The organism is Streptomyces boluensis (genome assembly GCF_009908195.1).
In the GTDB taxonomy this organism is placed as follows: Bacteria; Actinomycetota; Actinomycetes; order Streptomycetales; family Streptomycetaceae; genus Streptomyces; species Streptomyces boluensis.
On sequence record NZ_JAAAHS010000192.1, the window covers coordinates 1 to 14,149 of the forward strand.

10 protein-coding genes and 1 pseudogene are annotated in these 14,149 nt (G+C 72.9%); 6 read left to right on the forward strand and 5 right to left on the reverse strand.

Annotated features, from left to right (window positions below):
* Window positions 1-21 precede the first annotated feature (21 nt).
* From GUY60_RS22450 to GUY60_RS22465, 4 genes are all read left to right on the forward strand, one after another.
* The gene (locus GUY60_RS22450) at window positions 22-1,263 is read left to right on the forward strand and encodes a sensor histidine kinase (RefSeq protein ID WP_161700638.1); all 1,242 of its coding nucleotides are present in this window, start codon (window positions 22-24) and stop codon (window positions 1,261-1,263) included.
* On the forward strand, window positions 1,260-1,979 hold the full coding sequence (locus tag GUY60_RS22455; RefSeq protein WP_376771300.1) for a response regulator: 720 nt from the start codon (window positions 1,260-1,262) through the stop codon (window positions 1,977-1,979). The genes GUY60_RS22450 and GUY60_RS22455 overlap by 4 nt, the downstream gene beginning before the upstream one ends.
* A gap of 135 nt (window positions 1,980-2,114) precedes the next feature.
* Window positions 2,115-3,404 (forward strand): cytochrome ubiquinol oxidase subunit I, encoded by a 1,290-nt coding sequence (locus GUY60_RS22460; protein ID WP_312866391.1) that lies wholly within the window; start codon window positions 2,115-2,117, stop codon window positions 3,402-3,404.
* Window positions 3,405-3,412: 8 nt separating this feature from the next.
* Entirely contained in the window at window positions 3,413-4,207 is a 795-nt protein-coding gene (locus GUY60_RS22465; protein ID WP_161700640.1) for a cytochrome d ubiquinol oxidase subunit II, read from the forward strand.
* Between the two features lie 152 nt (window positions 4,208-4,359).
* Here the strand turns inward: GUY60_RS22465 and GUY60_RS22470 are convergent, their stop codons facing one another.
* Window positions 4,360-5,571, reverse strand: a complete 1,212-nt coding sequence (locus GUY60_RS22470) for an AI-2E family transporter (RefSeq protein ID WP_161700656.1) — start codon at window positions 5,569-5,571, stop codon at window positions 4,360-4,362.
* A 244-nt stretch (window positions 5,572-5,815) separates the two neighbouring features.
* Complete coding sequence (locus GUY60_RS22475; RefSeq protein WP_161700642.1) at window positions 5,816-6,034, reverse strand: DUF3046 domain-containing protein; 219 nt, start codon at window positions 6,032-6,034, stop codon at window positions 5,816-5,818.
* A gap of 80 nt (window positions 6,035-6,114) precedes the next feature.
* Between GUY60_RS22475 and GUY60_RS22480 the strand changes: the two genes are divergently transcribed.
* Window positions 6,115-7,083 (forward strand): hypothetical protein, encoded by a 969-nt coding sequence (locus tag GUY60_RS22480; RefSeq protein ID WP_161700644.1) that lies wholly within the window; start codon window positions 6,115-6,117, stop codon window positions 7,081-7,083.
* A gap of 135 nt (window positions 7,084-7,218) precedes the next feature.
* On the opposite strand, the gene GUY60_RS22485 is transcribed toward GUY60_RS22480, so the two are convergent.
* The 3 genes and pseudogenes from GUY60_RS22485 to GUY60_RS22495 form a co-directional block, all read right to left on the reverse strand.
* Window positions 7,219-7,524 (reverse strand): AzlD domain-containing protein, encoded by a 306-nt coding sequence (locus tag GUY60_RS22485; protein ID WP_161700646.1) that lies wholly within the window; start codon window positions 7,522-7,524, stop codon window positions 7,219-7,221.
* Window positions 7,521-8,315, reverse strand: a complete 795-nt coding sequence (locus GUY60_RS22490; protein ID WP_161700658.1) for an AzlC family ABC transporter permease — start codon at window positions 8,313-8,315, stop codon at window positions 7,521-7,523. Before GUY60_RS22490 ends, GUY60_RS22485 begins: the two co-directional genes overlap by 4 nt.
* A 188-nt stretch (window positions 8,316-8,503) precedes the next feature.
* A pseudogene (locus tag GUY60_RS22495) lies at window positions 8,504-9,316 on the reverse strand (AraC family transcriptional regulator); the annotation flags it as partial.
* A gap of 145 nt (window positions 9,317-9,461) precedes the next feature.
* Here GUY60_RS22495 and GUY60_RS22500 point away from each other — a divergent pair.
* The gene (locus GUY60_RS22500; protein ID WP_161700650.1) at window positions 9,462-14,120 is read left to right on the forward strand and encodes an ATP-dependent helicase; all 4,659 of its coding nucleotides are present in this window, start codon (window positions 9,462-9,464) and stop codon (window positions 14,118-14,120) included.
* Window positions 14,121-14,149: the final 29 nt, after the last annotated feature.

Below are 14,149 nucleotides of genomic sequence, written 5' to 3' on the forward strand. Positions count from 1 at the left end.
GCCCGGAATATCCTTCCGGGCATGGCACTCTCCCCGCACCGGCTGCCAGGGCCGCGGCTCTCCGCGCGCGCCCAGGACCTCTCGGTGGCGCTCGCCGTCACGGCCGTCACCGTGGGCGGCGCCTTCTGGGGGATGCGGGGCGCGACGGAGACCTTCTGGCAGTCCCTCGTGGGCTGGCTGCTCGTCGGGATCGGCTGCGCCGCGCTCTGCTTCCGGCGCCGGTGGCCCATCGGCGTCGCCGTCGTCACGCTCCTCGCCTGTACCGCGTACTACCCGTTCAGCGCGTACGACGGCCCGGTGATGGTGGCGTTCATCGTCGCGCTCTACACGGCGGCCGCCGACGGCCGGTTCGCGGCCGCCGCGGCGCTGGGGGTCGTCGCGATGCTGCTGATCGTGTACGGCGAGGCGGTGCAGGAGCCCGGGCAACGCAAGGTCGACGACATGTCGATCATGATGCTGGCGGGCTGGCTGCTCAGCCTCCTGGTGCTGGCCCGTGCCCAACGCACGCGTGCCGCCTACGTGGAGGAGGTGCGGCAGCGTGCCCTCGCCGCCGAGCGGGAACAGGAGGCCCGCGCCCAGCAGAGCGCCTCCGAGGAGCGACTGCGGATCGCGCGCGAACTCCACGACGTACTGGGGCACAGCATTTCGCTCATCAATGTGCAGTCCGGCGCGGCCCTGCACCGGCTCTCCAAGAGGCACACCCACAAGGACGGCGAAACCGGCTCCACGCGCGTGCCGCCCGAGCGGACCGCCGCCGCCCTGGCCACCGCGGAGGAGGCCCTCGAAGCGGTCAAGTCCACGAGCAAAGACGCTCTGGGCGAGCTGCGTGCCACCCTCGGCATGCTGCGCCGGGCCGACGAGAGCGCGCCGACAGCGCCCACCTCCGGCCTGGAGCGGCTGCCCGAACTCCTGGCGCGGGCCCGGAGCGCGGGGCTCGACGTGCGCCTGGACACGGTCGGCACGCCCCGGCCGCTGCCGCCGCCGCTGGACCTCGCCGCGTACCGGATCGTGCAGGAGTCGCTCACCAATGTGACCCGCCACGCACACGCGTGCGTAGTGGTGGTCACCCTCACCTACGCCGATAAGGACCTACAGGTGCGCATCGAGGACGACGGACAGGGCTCCCCCGACGAGGAGGCGCACGGCAGCGGCATCCGTGGCATGGCCGAGCGCGCCAAGGCGTTCGGCGGCGAACTCACCGCCCGGAACACGCCGGACGGCTTCCGGGTCAGCGCCCGACTTCCGCTCGGAGGAGAGCTGTGACCGCCTCACAGGGCCCGACGGCCCCCGGCACTGACCCGGACCGCCACCGGGCCGTACGCGTCGTGCTCGCGGACGACCAGCGCCTCGTACGGGCCGGTTTCCGTTCCATCCTCGAGGACGAGGACGACATCGAGGTGGTGGGCGAGGCCGCCGACGGCGAGGAGGCGGTCGGGCTCGCGCGAAGGCTGCGCCCGGACGTCGTCCTGATGGACATCCGCATGCCCGGCCTCGACGGCCTGGAGGCCACCCGCCGCATCACCGCGGACACGTCCCTCGAGGGCGTGCGCGTCGTGATCCTCACGACCTTCGACATGGACGACTACGTGTACGGCGCGCTGCACGCGGGCGCCTCCGGCTTCCTGGTGAAGGACACCGAACCGATGGAACTGCTGCACGGCGTACGCGTGGTGGCGCGCGGCGACGCGCTGATCGCACCCGCCGTCACCCGTCGCCTGATCGCCGAGTTCGCCGGCCGTGGCCGCAGGCCCGACCCCGGCCCCCGCCTCAACGCGCTCACGGAACGCGAACGCGAGGTGATGGGTCTGGTCGGCGCGGGCCTGTCCAACGACGAGATCGCCCAGCGCCTCGTCCTGTCACCCGCCACCGCCAAGACCCACGTCAGCCGCATCATGACCAAGCTGGACGTACGGGACCGGGCACAACTGGTGATCCTCGCCTACGAGTCCGGAATGATCACGCCGGGCTGGCTGAGCTAGCACCCGCGCCCGCACCCACGCGCGAGGTCGCAACTTCTGGGGTACGCCGACGGCCCCACCCGCAACTCAGGGTGTACGTCGACTGTCCACCGCGGGCCGACGCCGCGACCGGAGCCGTACGCCGACGCTGTGGGCGTGAACGTATCGCTGCCGAACCCCGAGACCCTCGATCTCGCCCGCCTGCAGTTCGCACTCACCGCGGGCGGTCACTTCCTGTTCGTCGCCCTCACGCTGGGCCTCGCGACCGTCGTGGCGTGCCTGCAGACCCGGGCGACGCTGAGCGGCAGCGTGCTGCACGCGCGCATGGTGCGGTTCTGGGGGCAGCTGTACGTCATCAACTACGCGGTCGGGATCGTCACCGGCATCGTCATGGAGTTCCAGTTCGGCCTGAGCTGGAGCGGGCTCACTCACTACGCGGGTGACGTGTTCGGTGCGTCTATGGCCCTGGAGACGGTCGTCGCGTTCTTCGTCGAGTCGACCTTCCTCGGCCTGTGGATCTTCGGCTGGAACCGCTTCAACAGGTGGGTGCACCTGGCGCTGATCTGGGTGGTCACCCTCACCGCTTACGCCTCCGCGTACTGGATCCTGGTCGCGAACGGCTTCCTCAACAACCCGGTGGGCCACCGCGAGCAGGGCGGCAGGCTCGTCATCGGGGACGCGGCGGCGGTGTTCACCAACCCGAGCGCCCTGCTCGCGTTCGGGCATGTGCTGGCCGGTGCGCTGCTCACGGCCGGGTTCTTCATGGCGGGGGTCAGCGCCTACCACCTGTTCAAGCGCACCCCTGAGTGGGTTTTCTTCGGGCGGAGCCTGCGCACAGGGGTGTTCGTCGCGTTGCCCGCGCTGTTCGTGACGGCTGCCTTCGGTGGGGTGCAGTTCGCCGCGATGCAGCCCATGAAGGAGGCGGTTTTCAGCAGTCAGGTCGCTGAAGTGGCGCGGCTGCAGGCCGACATGGTGGCCCGTTTCGGCCCCGGCGACTACGTCCCTTCGGAGGGCTGGACGCGGGGCGCGGGGATCGTGATGCTGCTCGCGTTCGCGCTGATGATGTACCTGTGTCTGGCCGGTGCCGTCCTCGCCTGCTTCAAGAGGGCCGTTTTCCGTTTCCGGCTCTGGCACGTAGTGCTCATGGCGGCGGTTCCGCTGCCGTATCTGGCGATGATCAGCGGTTGGGTGTTCCGCGAGGCGGGGCGCCAACCCTGGGTCGTGTACGGCCTGTTGCGCACCGAGGACGCGGTCTCCTCGGTGTCGCCGGGCGCGATGCGTGCCTCGTTGATCGTCTTCACGTCCCTGTTCGCGTTGCTCGCCGCGCTCAATGTGTGGCTGCTCGCGCGCCACGCGCGCGTGGGGCCGGTCGAGAGCGGGCTCGGTCACGACGAGCGCGCCACCGACCGGGACCCGGCCGACTCCCTCACCGCCGCGAGCTACTGAGGAGCACCATGGAAACGTCCACTCTCGAAGCGCTGGCGGTGGGCCTGCTCGCGTTCTTCGCGGCCGGGTACTTCGTGCTCGGCGGTGCCGATATCGGCACCGGCATGCTCACCCCCTACCTGGGCCGCGGTGATGCCGAACGCCGCCTGGTCCTCACGTCGTTCGCCCCGTTCTTCCTCGGCAACGAGGTCTGGCTCGTGGCCACGGCGGGGCTGCTCATCGGCTGCTTCCCCGAGCTGGAGGGCGAGCTGCTGAGCGGACAGTTCGCGGTGGTGGTGCCGCTCCTCGCGGGCTGGGTGGTGCGCGACGCGGGGCTGTGGCTGCGCGGCCGCGTCGACGCCCGCCGGTGGCGTGCCGGGTGCGACGGGGCTGTGGTGTGCGGGAGTTGGGCCGTCGCGCTCGCCTGGGGCTGGCTGCTGGCCGCGCTGTTCAGCGGCTCGGTGCACTCCCCCGCCGGCGGCCCGGTGGCGGTGCTCACGGCGCTCGCCGTGGCCGCGCTGTTCGCCGCGCACGGCCTCGGTTTCGCGGCACTACGTCTGACCGGCGAGCCCTACGTACGCGCGCGCGTCCTGGTCGGCCGCACCGGGCGCCCCTGGCAGTCGTTCGCCCTGACCGGCGTCCTGATGGCCGCTCTGCCGCTCCTCGCGGGCGTCGCCCTGCCGCTGGCCCACGCGGCCGCGGACGGCGCCGCCCTCGCCTTCCTGGTGCCCGCGCTGCTCGTGGTGACACCGCTGCTCGTGGCCGTCCAGGCGTGCGTGTGGCGCGCGTTCCGGCACCGCGTCACCAGACCTTCGTACGTCTGAAATCCCTTGCTCGGACTCCGTATCTGAACCGTCGTGCCGGCCCTGCCCCGGCCCCGTACGCGCGTGTCCGCGCCCCAGTCCATGTCCGGCGCCGTCGCCCGGACAGCGCCCGGACAGCGCCCGGGACCGCCCGGCGGTGAGCCTCGCCGGGTTCAGCGCTCCTGGTCGGGGTTGTCCGGATCATCCGGCCCCTTCGGGGTGTCGGGCGCGTCCGGGTCGTCGTCGATGCGCTGCTCGGGCGGCGGAGGTTCGGTGCTCCGCGTGCGCAGGGCCTGCCTCAGGCGGACCAGTGGCGGCCCCGCGACGCGCTTGCGGTGCCCATGCACGCGCGGGTCGTCCGTGACGTCGTACCGCCGCACATAGGCGCCGAGGAACGCCTGGAGTGTGGCCACGGCGGGGATCGCGATGAGCGCGCCCACCGCGCCCAGGAGCGAGGTGCCGACGATCACCGAGCCGAAGGCCACCGCAGGGTGGATGTCGACGGTCTTCGCGGTCAGCTTGGGCTGCAGCATGTAGTTCTCGAACTGCTGGTAGACCACCACGAAGACCAGCACCCACAGCGCGTACCAAGGGTTCACCGTGAACGCGATCAGCATCGGCAGCGCACCTGCCAGATAGGTGCCGATCGTGGGCAGGAACTGCGACACCAGGCCGACCCACACCGCGAGCGCGGGCGCGTAGGGGACGTCAAGCGCCGCCAGCAGGATGTAGTGCGCGACACCGGAGATCAGCGCCATGAGACCGCGCGAGTACAGATAGCCGCCGGTCTTGTCGACGGCGATCTCCCAGGCGCGCAGCACCTCGGCCTGCTTGGCGGGCGGCAGCACGGAGCACAGGGCGCGGCGCAGGCGTGGCCCGTCGGCCGCGAAGTAGAACGAGAACAGCAGGATCGTCAGGAGCTGGAAGAGTCCGCCGAGCACCTGCGCCGACACGTCCAGGACCCCGGTCGCGCTGTTCTGCACGTACTTCTGGAGCCAGTCCGAGTGCACCAGGCTGTCCTGGAGCTCGAACCGGGACAGCTCGGTGTGGAAGGTCGCGTTGATCCACCTGATCACCGAGTCGAGGTACTGCGGAAAGTCCTCGACCATGTCCACGATCTGGCCGGCGAGCATCGAACCGAGCATCGCGATGAATCCGGCGCCCACGATGATCACGCCGAGGAACACCAGGGCGGTGGCCAGGCCGCGGCGCATGCCGTGGTGTGCCATCCGGCTGACCGCGGGCTCCACCGCGAGGGCGAGGAAGAACGCGATCAGGATGTTGATCAACAGGCCGGTCAGCTGGTGGAACGCCCAACTGCCCAGTTGGAAACAGGCGATCAGGGCCAGCGCGAGCACCATGGCACGCGGCAGCCACCGCGGCATGCGGGGAGCCGACCAGGCCCCCGCGTCCCCGTCGGGGGGCGTCGTAGAGGGCGGGCCGCTGTCCTGCGCGACGGTCTCACTGGGTGCTTCGCTCGGTGCCACGCCGCCCAGTCTCGCGTACGCCACCGACAATCCCGCAGCCCTCCCCCGCCCGATGTCCACATCGGCTCAGGTCAAGGGCGAAACCGGCACTCCCGGCACCCGGACCGCGCGGTCCGCACCCGGTGCGGACGGCCGTCCGGCGTCAGCGCTTGTCGTCCGGCAGCGCGCCCCGCTTGTCGGCCGGTACGCCCATGGCGCCGCACACCGCGCGCCAGACCTCCCGGGTCTCCCAGCCCGCGTCCAGCGCCTGGTGCACCGTCCGCCCGCCGAGCTCCGACATCACATGATCACGTGCGAACGAATCGGCGTACGAAGCACCGAAGTGCTCCTCCATCCGCTGCCAGAAGACCGTCAACCGCATGAACCCAGTATCCCGCCCCTGAGAGTGGGACAGAGCCAGAGGGGCTGCCCGCCGTCGCGCACCGCCCTACGGTGCGGTGCATGGCTGAATCCGCACCATCCGGCGCGCCCGACGCGGGCGCGCACCACGCGCGCCCCACGGCCTCCCGGTCCTCCCGGCTCGCCCTCGCGGAGCGCTTCATGTGGCTCACCGCGCGTGTGCTCGAACAGCGCAGGTTCGCGCACCACTTCCTGGGCGGGTCCGCCGACGACGTGGACGCGGCCCTCGCCGCGTACCGCACCGAGGACGGCGGCTACGGCCACGCCCTCGAACCCGATCTGCGCGGCCCCGTCAGTCAGCCCCTGCACGCCGCGCGCGCCCTGCGCGTCCTCGACGCCATCGGCCGTTGCGGCGGGCAGCGGGTGGAGCGGGTGTGCCGTCACCTGTCGGAGGTGTCGACTCCGGACGGCGCGCTGCCCGCGATCCACCCGAGCCAGCGCGGCTACCCTCTGGCACCCTTCGTGCCGGTCGTGGACGACCCGCCGAGCGACCTGCTCGCCACCGGGCCCGTGGTGGGGCTGCTGCACCGCAACGCGGTCTGGCACGCCTGGCTGTTCCGCGCCACCGACTACTGCTGGGCCGCGGTGGAACAGCTCGACAGGTCCCATCCGTACGAGATCCAGGCGGCCGTCGCGTTCCTCGACGGCGCCCCGGACCGCTCCCGCGCCCAGGTCGCGGCGGACCGTCTCGGCCGGCTGGTCAGGGAGCAGCGGCTCGCGGTCCTTGACCCGCGGCGGCGCGACACGTACCCGGTGGTGCCGGGTTACGCGCCGGGCGAGCACCACTTCCCGCACGACTACGCGCGCGTGCCGGAGTCGCTGGCCCGCTCCTGGTTCACCGACGAGGAGCTGGGCCGCTCCCTCGACCACCTGGAGCGCGAGCAGCAGGACGACGGCGGCTGGCCGGTCAACTGGCGCATGTGGGCGCCGGGTTCGGCCCTGGAATGGCGCCCGATCGTCACCATTGACGCGCTGCGCACACTGCGCGCGTACGGGCGGGACCTCGGCTGAGTCGTACGGGGGCACCACGCGTGCGTACGCGTAGGGCGTGACGGACGCATATCGGGCACCACGCGTGCGTGCCGCCCGCCACGACGACCGGACGGACAACCGGAAGGCAACCGGCGGACAACCGGACGGACAGGCTCAGCCGAGCGCCCGCACCCCCGCCGTGACGAGCACGGCCGCGCCAATGATCACCAGGAAGGGCGCCCGCAGCAGGAACGCCACCCCGGCGGCGGCCAGGCCCGCGGCCTTGGCGTCGAGGACGAGGTGCTGCCCTTCGGCGAAGGTCTGCTGCGCGGTGAGCGCGGCGAGGAGCGCGACCGGCAGGAGCGCGGCCAGGCGCTGCACGAGCGGCCGTTCCAGCACTCCGGCGGGCACCAGGAGGCCGATCAGCTTGACGGCGTAGCAGCCGACGGCGGTCAGGGCGATGGCGAGCCAGATGTTCAACGGTCTTTCCTCTCACGCGAGCCGATCTTCCGGCCCTCCACGAACAGCACGAGCGGCGCGGCCAGAGCGGCCACCAGGACCGGCACGCCCGCGGGCAGCACCGGCAGCAGCGCGAGGCCGAGAACGACCGCGAGGAGCGCCACCGCCCGTTCCGTGACGGTGCGCAGCATCGGCGCGAGCAGCGCGAGGAACGTGGCGGGACCGGCCGCGTCCAGCCCCCACGCGTCGGTGTCACCGATGGCTTCCGCGCCGAGGGCACCGAGCAGTGTGGTGAGGTTCCACAGCACATAGAGGGTGAGTCCGGTGACCGTGAAGCCGATCCGGCGGGCGCGACGGTCCGGCTGGGCCAGCGTCACCGCCGTCGTCTCGTCGATGACCCAGTGCGCGGCGAACGGGCGTACCGCGCGTGGCAGTTGGAGCAGCTGCGAGAGCCGCAGCCCGTAGAACGCGTTGCGCACGCCGAGGAAGAACGCACCGGCCGCCGCGGTGATCGGGTTTCCGCCGCCCGCGAGCGCGCCGACGAGTGCGAACTGCGAGGCGCCCGTGAACACCAGAAGGCTGAGCGCGCAGGTCTGCAGGAGGTCGAGGCCGTTGCCGACGGAGGTCACGCCGAAGGCGAAGCCGGAGAGCCCTACGGCGATGCCTACGCCGAGTGCGTCCCGGACGACGGCGGAGTCAGGCTTCCCTGCGCCCTGACCTGCTCCCTGTCCTACGCCCTGTCCTGCGGCGGCCGACGGGTCGCCGGCGCCCGATGCCGCTCCGGGCCCGGCGCCGGCTCCGTGCGCCGGGATGTCCTGGGGATCGTCTCCGGTGCGTACAGCTGCGGATGATGTCTGTTCTGCCACGCCTCGGAAGCTACGGGGAGTGGCTCGTCGCGGTCTTGTACGTTCTTGCGCACCACGCGCGTGCCGGGTGCGTCGAGCCCCGGAGCGAGCAGGGGCAGCGGTACGGGCACCGTGCCGCGCTCCCCGCGTTCCCGCCGTTCCCGCTGGTAGGCCCCCGGAGGGACGCCGACGATGCGGGTGAAGTGCCGGTTCAGGTGCGGCTGGTCCGTGAAGCCCACGGCGACCGCGGCCTCGGCGGGCGCGGTACCCGCGTCGAGCAGCGCGCGGGCCCGCCGTACGCGCGCGTTGGTGAGCCAGGTGTGCGGCGGCATTCCGTACTGCTGCTTGAACGCGCGCAGCAGGGCGAAGGGGCTGGTGCCGAGCTCGGTGGCGAGCGCTTCCAGGGAGGGCGGCTCGGCCATGCGCTCCTCGAGGACGGCACGCGCGCGTGCCGCGTTGCGGCAGCCCGCGGAGGGCAGGGTGCGGCTGGGCAGCGAGCTGCCGTACCGGCTCAGGAGCCGGGCGACGAGGAGGCGCAGGACACTGTCAGCGGCGAGCGCGTTCCCCTCCTCCGCCGCCCGGTGCACCTCTCGGATCAGGTGAGCGCCCTGCGGGTCGAGCACGTCGACCTCGGCGAAGCCCACGGTGCCCCGGATCGCGGTGGTCTCGGCGGCGATCTCGGCGACCACGTCGGCGGACGGGTACAGCGTCGAGTACGCCCAGCCCTCGGGCACCCCGGCCCGTGCCGCGTGCGGCACCTCGGGGTTGAGCATGACGACGCTGCCCGGCATCGCGTGCACGGTGCGGTCGGGCAGCACAACGTCCTCGACACCGCCGCTGACCGCCCCGAACACATAGCCCTCGTGGCTGTGCCGGGGAAAGGCATGCCGGACGTACCGGGCACGGAGCAGGTCGATGCCCGGCAGCTGCTCGTGCTGCCACAACCGCGCCCACTCGTCCTTGGCCATGCCTCTCATTCTCGCAAAGCAGAGGCCAGGGCTTCACGCAGAGCCGGGCCCCGCTCGGTTCGGCGGAATCACGGGCTCCGACCTCCCTCGCCCTCGTTTCCCCAGGTCGGGACGATTGTCAGTGCGGCGGTGCACGATGGGGACCATGGCAGGGACAGCGCTCGACTCCTTCTCACCCGCGACCAAGGGCTGGTTCACGGGTGCCTTCTCCGCGCCCACTTCCGCCCAGGAGGGCGCCTGGCGGGCGATCGGCGAGGGTTCCGACGTGCTGGTCGTCGCCCCGACCGGCTCCGGCAAGACCCTGGCCGCGTTCCTGTCCGCGCTGGACGGGCTGGCGAGCACGCCGCCGCCCGCCGACCCGAAGAAGCGCTGCCGCGTCCTGTACGTATCGCCGCTCAAGGCCCTCGCCGTGGACGTGGAGCGCAACCTCCGCTCGCCGCTCACCGGGATCCGGCAGGAGTCCGTCCGGCGCGGCCTCCCGGAACCCGAGGTGCGGGTCGGCATCCGCTCCGGTGACACCCCGCCCGCCGAGCGCCGCTCCCTCGCGACGAAGCCGCCGGACATCCTGATCACCACCCCCGAGTCGCTGTTCCTGATGCTGACCTCGTCCACGCGTGAAGCGCTGGCCGGCGTGGAGACGGTGATCCTGGACGAGGTGCACGCGGTGGCGGGCACCAAGCGGGGCGCGCACCTCGCCCTGTCCCTCGAGCGGCTCGACGAACTGCTGCCGCGCCCCGCCCGCCGCATCGGCCTGTCCGCGACCGTGCGGCCCGTGGACGAGGTCGCGCGCTATCTCTCCCCGCAGCGCAGGGTGGAGATCGTGCAGCCGCCCTCCGGCAAGGAGTTCGACCTGTCGGTGGTCGTCCCGGTCGAGGATCTCGGGGAGTTGGGCGGCTCCCCCGCGCGCGACGCCGACGACACGCAGGCGGAGCGCCCGTCGATCTGGCCGCACGTGGAGGAGCGCATCGCCGACCTGGTGCAGGCGCACCGCTCGACCATCGTCTTCGCCAACTCCCGCCGCCTGGCCGAGCGCCTCTGCAACCGCCTGAACGAGATCGCGTACGAGCGGGCCACCGGCGAGACTCTGCCCGAGGACCACTCCCCGGCCGAGCTGATGGCCGAGTCCGGCGCGGCCAAGGGCGCCCCACCGGTCCTCGCACGTGCCCACCACGGTTCGGTCTCCAAGGAGCAACGCGCCCTGGTCGAGGAGGACCTGAAGGCGGGCCGCCTGCCCGCCGTGGTCGCCACCTCCAGCCTGGAGTTGGGCATCGACATGGGCGCGGTCGACCTGGTCGTGCAGGTCGAGTCGCCCCCGTCGGTCGCCTCGGGCCTGCAGCGCGTGGGCCGCGCCGGACACCAGGTGGGCGCCGTCTCCACGGGCGTGGTCTTCCCGAAGTACCGAGGCGACCTGGTGCAGTCGGCGGTGGTCACCGAGCGGATGCGATCCGGCTCCATCGAGTCGCTGCGGGTCCCGGCCAACCCGCTGGACGTACTGGCCCAACAGCTCGTGGCCATGGTCGCGTTGGACACCTGGCAGGTGGACGACCTGTTGACCGTGGTGCGCCGCGCCGCCCCCTTCGCGGCGCTCCCCGAGTCGGCGTTCACCGCGGTCCTGGACATGCTCGCGGGGCGCTATCCGTCGGACGCGTTCGCCGAGTTGCGCCCCCGCGTGGTGTGGGACCGGGTGGCGGGCACGGTCACGGGGCGCCCCGGTGCCCAGCGCCTGGCCGTCACCTCAGGGGGCACGATCCCGGACCGGGGCCTGTTCGGGGTTTTCCTCGCCGGATCCGACCCCAAGAAGGGCGGCGGCCGGGTCGGCGAGCTCGACGAGGAGATGGTCTACGAGTCCAGGGTGGGCGACGTCTTCACGCTCGGCACCAGCTCCTGGCGCATCGAGGACATCACGCGCGACCGCGTCCTGGTCTCCCCCGCCCCCGGTGTCCCCGGACGCCTGCCGTTCTGGAAGGGCGACCAGCTGGGCCGACCGCTCGAACTGGGCCGTGCGCTCGGCGCGTTCCTGCGGGAGATCGGCGGCCTCACCGAAGAGGACGCGCACCGGCGCCTCGCGGACGCGGGCCTGGACCGCTGGGCCGCCGAGAACGTGCTGTCGTACCTGGAGGAGCAGCGCAAGGCCTGCGGCCATGTGCCCGACGACCGCACCATCGTGGTGGAGCGCTTCCGCGACGAGCTCGGCGACTGGCGGATCGTCGTGCACTCCCCGTTCGGCGCCCAGGTGCACGCCCCGTGGGCGCTCGCCCTCGGCGCCAAGCTCACCGAGCGGTTCGGCATGGACGCCCAGGCCATGCACGCCGACGACGGCCTGGTCCTGCGCCTGCCCGACGCCGACCTGATGGGCCTCGACCTCCTCGACCACGACCCGTCGAAGCCCGGTCTCGAGTACGACGACGAGCAGGCACCGGTGGGCGCCGCGGACGTGACGTTCGACAAGGGCGAGATCAACCAGGTCGTCACCGAGCAGGTGGGCGGTTCCGCGCTGTTCGCCTCCCGGTTCCGCGAGTGCGCGGCCCGCGCGCTGCTGCTGCCGCGCCGCAGCCCCGGCCGCCGCACGCCCCTGTGGCAGCAGCGCCAGCGCGCCGCTCAACTCCTCGAGGTGGCCAGCGAGTTCGGCTCGTTCCCCATCGTGCTCGAAGCGGTGCGCGAGTGCCTCCAGGACGTCTTCGACGTACCGGGCCTGGTCGAGCTGATGGGCGACATCGACTCCCGCCGCGTCCGCCTGGTCGAGGTCACCACCCCCGAGCCGTCCCCCTTCGCCCGCTCCCTGCTGTTCGGGTACGTGGCCCAGTTCCTGTACGAGGGCGACTCCCCGCTCGCCGAGCGGCGCGCGGCGGCCCTGTCCCTGGACTCACGCCTCCTGGCCGAGCTCCTCGGCCAGGCCGAGCTGCGCGAACTGCTCGACGCGGACGTCCTGACCGACCTGGAGCGGGAACTCCAGTGGCGCACCGAGGACCGGCGCGTCAAGGACGTCGAGGGTGTGGCCGACCTGCTGCGCCTCCTCGGCCCGCTCACCGGCGAGGAGTTGGCCGAGCGCGGCGCCGAGGCCGACTGGCCGGAGCGGCTGGCCGGGGCCCGCCGCGCCATCCGGGTCCGTATCGCGGGCGTCGACCACTGGGCGGCGGTCGAGGACGCGGGCCGGTTGCGGGACGCCCTCGGCACGGCACTCCCCGTGGGCGTACCGGAGGCGTTCACGGAGCCCGTCAAGGACCCGCTCGGCGACCTCCTCGCGCGGTACGCACGCACCCACGGCCCGTTCACCTCGGCGGCCGCGGCGGCCCGTTTCGGCCTCGGCAGCGCCGTCACCGAGGGCGCGCTGCAGCGCCTCGGGGCGAGCGGCCGGGTCGTACAGGGCGAGTTCCACCCGGCGGGCATCGGCCAGGAGTGGTGCGACGCCACCGTCCTGCGCAGGCTCCGCCGCCGCTCCCTCGCCGCGCTCCGGCACGAACTGGAACCGGTGCCACCCGCCGCGCTCGCCGGGTTCCTGCCCCAGTGGCAGCACATGGGAAGCCACCGGCTGCGCGGTATCGACGGCCTTGTGCGCGCCATCGAGCAGCTGCAGGGCGCCTCGGTGCCCGCCTCCGCCCTGGAGAAGCTGATCCTGCCGTCCCGCGTGCGCGACTACACCCCGGCGCTGCTCGACGAGTTGACCACCACGGGCGAGGTCGTCTGGGCCGGCGCAGGCGCCCTTCCCGGCAAGGACGGCTGGGTCTCCCTGTACCTCGCCGACACCGCACCCCTCCTCCTCCCCGAGCCGCACCCGCTGGAGCCGACAGCCCTCCAGGAGTCCGTCCTGACCACGCTCTCGGGTGGGTACGGACTGTTCTTCCGCCAGATCGCCGACCAGGTCCGCGCGACCACCCACCCGGACACCACCGATCCCGAACTGGCGGACGCGATCTGGGAGTTGGCCTGGTCGGGCCGGCTCACCAACGACACGCTGGCCCCGATGCGCGCCCTCCTCGGTTCCGGCCGCACAGCCGGCTCCACGGCCCACCGGGCCAGACGCAACGTCCCCCGGGGGCGGTACGGATCGCTGACGGCCGCCGCGCGTACGGGCACCCGCCCCGGTTCGCGTACCGGCCCGCCCACGGTCGCGGGCCGCTGGTCGCTGCTGCCGGGGCTCGAACCGGACGGGACGCGGCGCGCCCACGCCCTGGCCCGCACGCTCCTGGACCGGCACGGCGTCGTGACGCGCGGCGCGGTCGGCGCCGAGGGCGTGGAGGGCGGCTTCTCGGCGACGTACCGCGTGCTGTCCGCCTTCGAGGACAGCGGGCAGGCGCGGCGCGGCTATGTCGTGGAGGGCCTGGGCGCCGCACAGTTCGCGATGGACGGAGCGGTGGACCGGCTGCGCGCGGCGGCCAACGCGCGCGACCGCGGTGACGCCCCGGCGGGCGGTGACCGCGCGGTGATCCTGGCCGCGGCGGACCCCGCGAACGCGTACGGCGCGGCGCTCCCCTGGCCCGAGCCGCCGACCGGAGCGAGCCACAAGCCGGGGCGGAAGGCGGGTTCCCTGGTCGTCCTGGTGGACGGCGAGCTGACGCTGTACATGGAGCGGGGCGGCAAGACCCTGCTCGCCTGGCCCACCGACCCCGACGACCCGGCCGCGTCGGACGACACCCGCCTGCACACCGCGGCCGAGGCCCTCGCCGCAGCGGCACGCGCGGGTTCGCTCGGCACGGTCACCGTGGAGCGCATCAACGGCACGGCCGCCCTGACCTCCCCCCTCGGCCCGCTCCTGGAGGCAGCCGGCTTCATCGCCACCCCGCGCGGCCTACGCCTCCGCGCCTGACCGCCCGCCCAGCCGACCACCCACACCGC

Bases quoted from the DNA above. Each gene is read 5' to 3' on its own strand.
- GUY60_RS22450 (WP_161700638.1), top strand. From the start codon at position 22: ATGGCACTCTCCCCGCACCGGCTGCCAGGGCCGCGGCTCTCCGCGCGC.
- GUY60_RS22465 (WP_161700640.1), top strand. From the start codon at position 3,413: ATGGAAACGTCCACTCTCGAAGCGCTGGCGGTGGGCCTGCTCGCGTTC.
- GUY60_RS22470 (WP_161700656.1), bottom strand. From the start codon at position 5,571: ATGCCGCGGTGGCTGCCGCGTGCCATGGTGCTCGCGCTGGCCCTGATC.
- GUY60_RS22475 (WP_161700642.1), bottom strand. From the start codon at position 6,034: ATGCGGTTGACGGTCTTCTGGCAGCGGATGGAGGAGCACTTCGGTGCT.
- GUY60_RS22480 (WP_161700644.1), top strand. From the start codon at position 6,115: ATGGCTGAATCCGCACCATCCGGCGCGCCCGACGCGGGCGCGCACCAC.
- GUY60_RS22500 (WP_161700650.1), top strand. From the start codon at position 9,462: ATGGCAGGGACAGCGCTCGACTCCTTCTCACCCGCGACCAAGGGCTGG.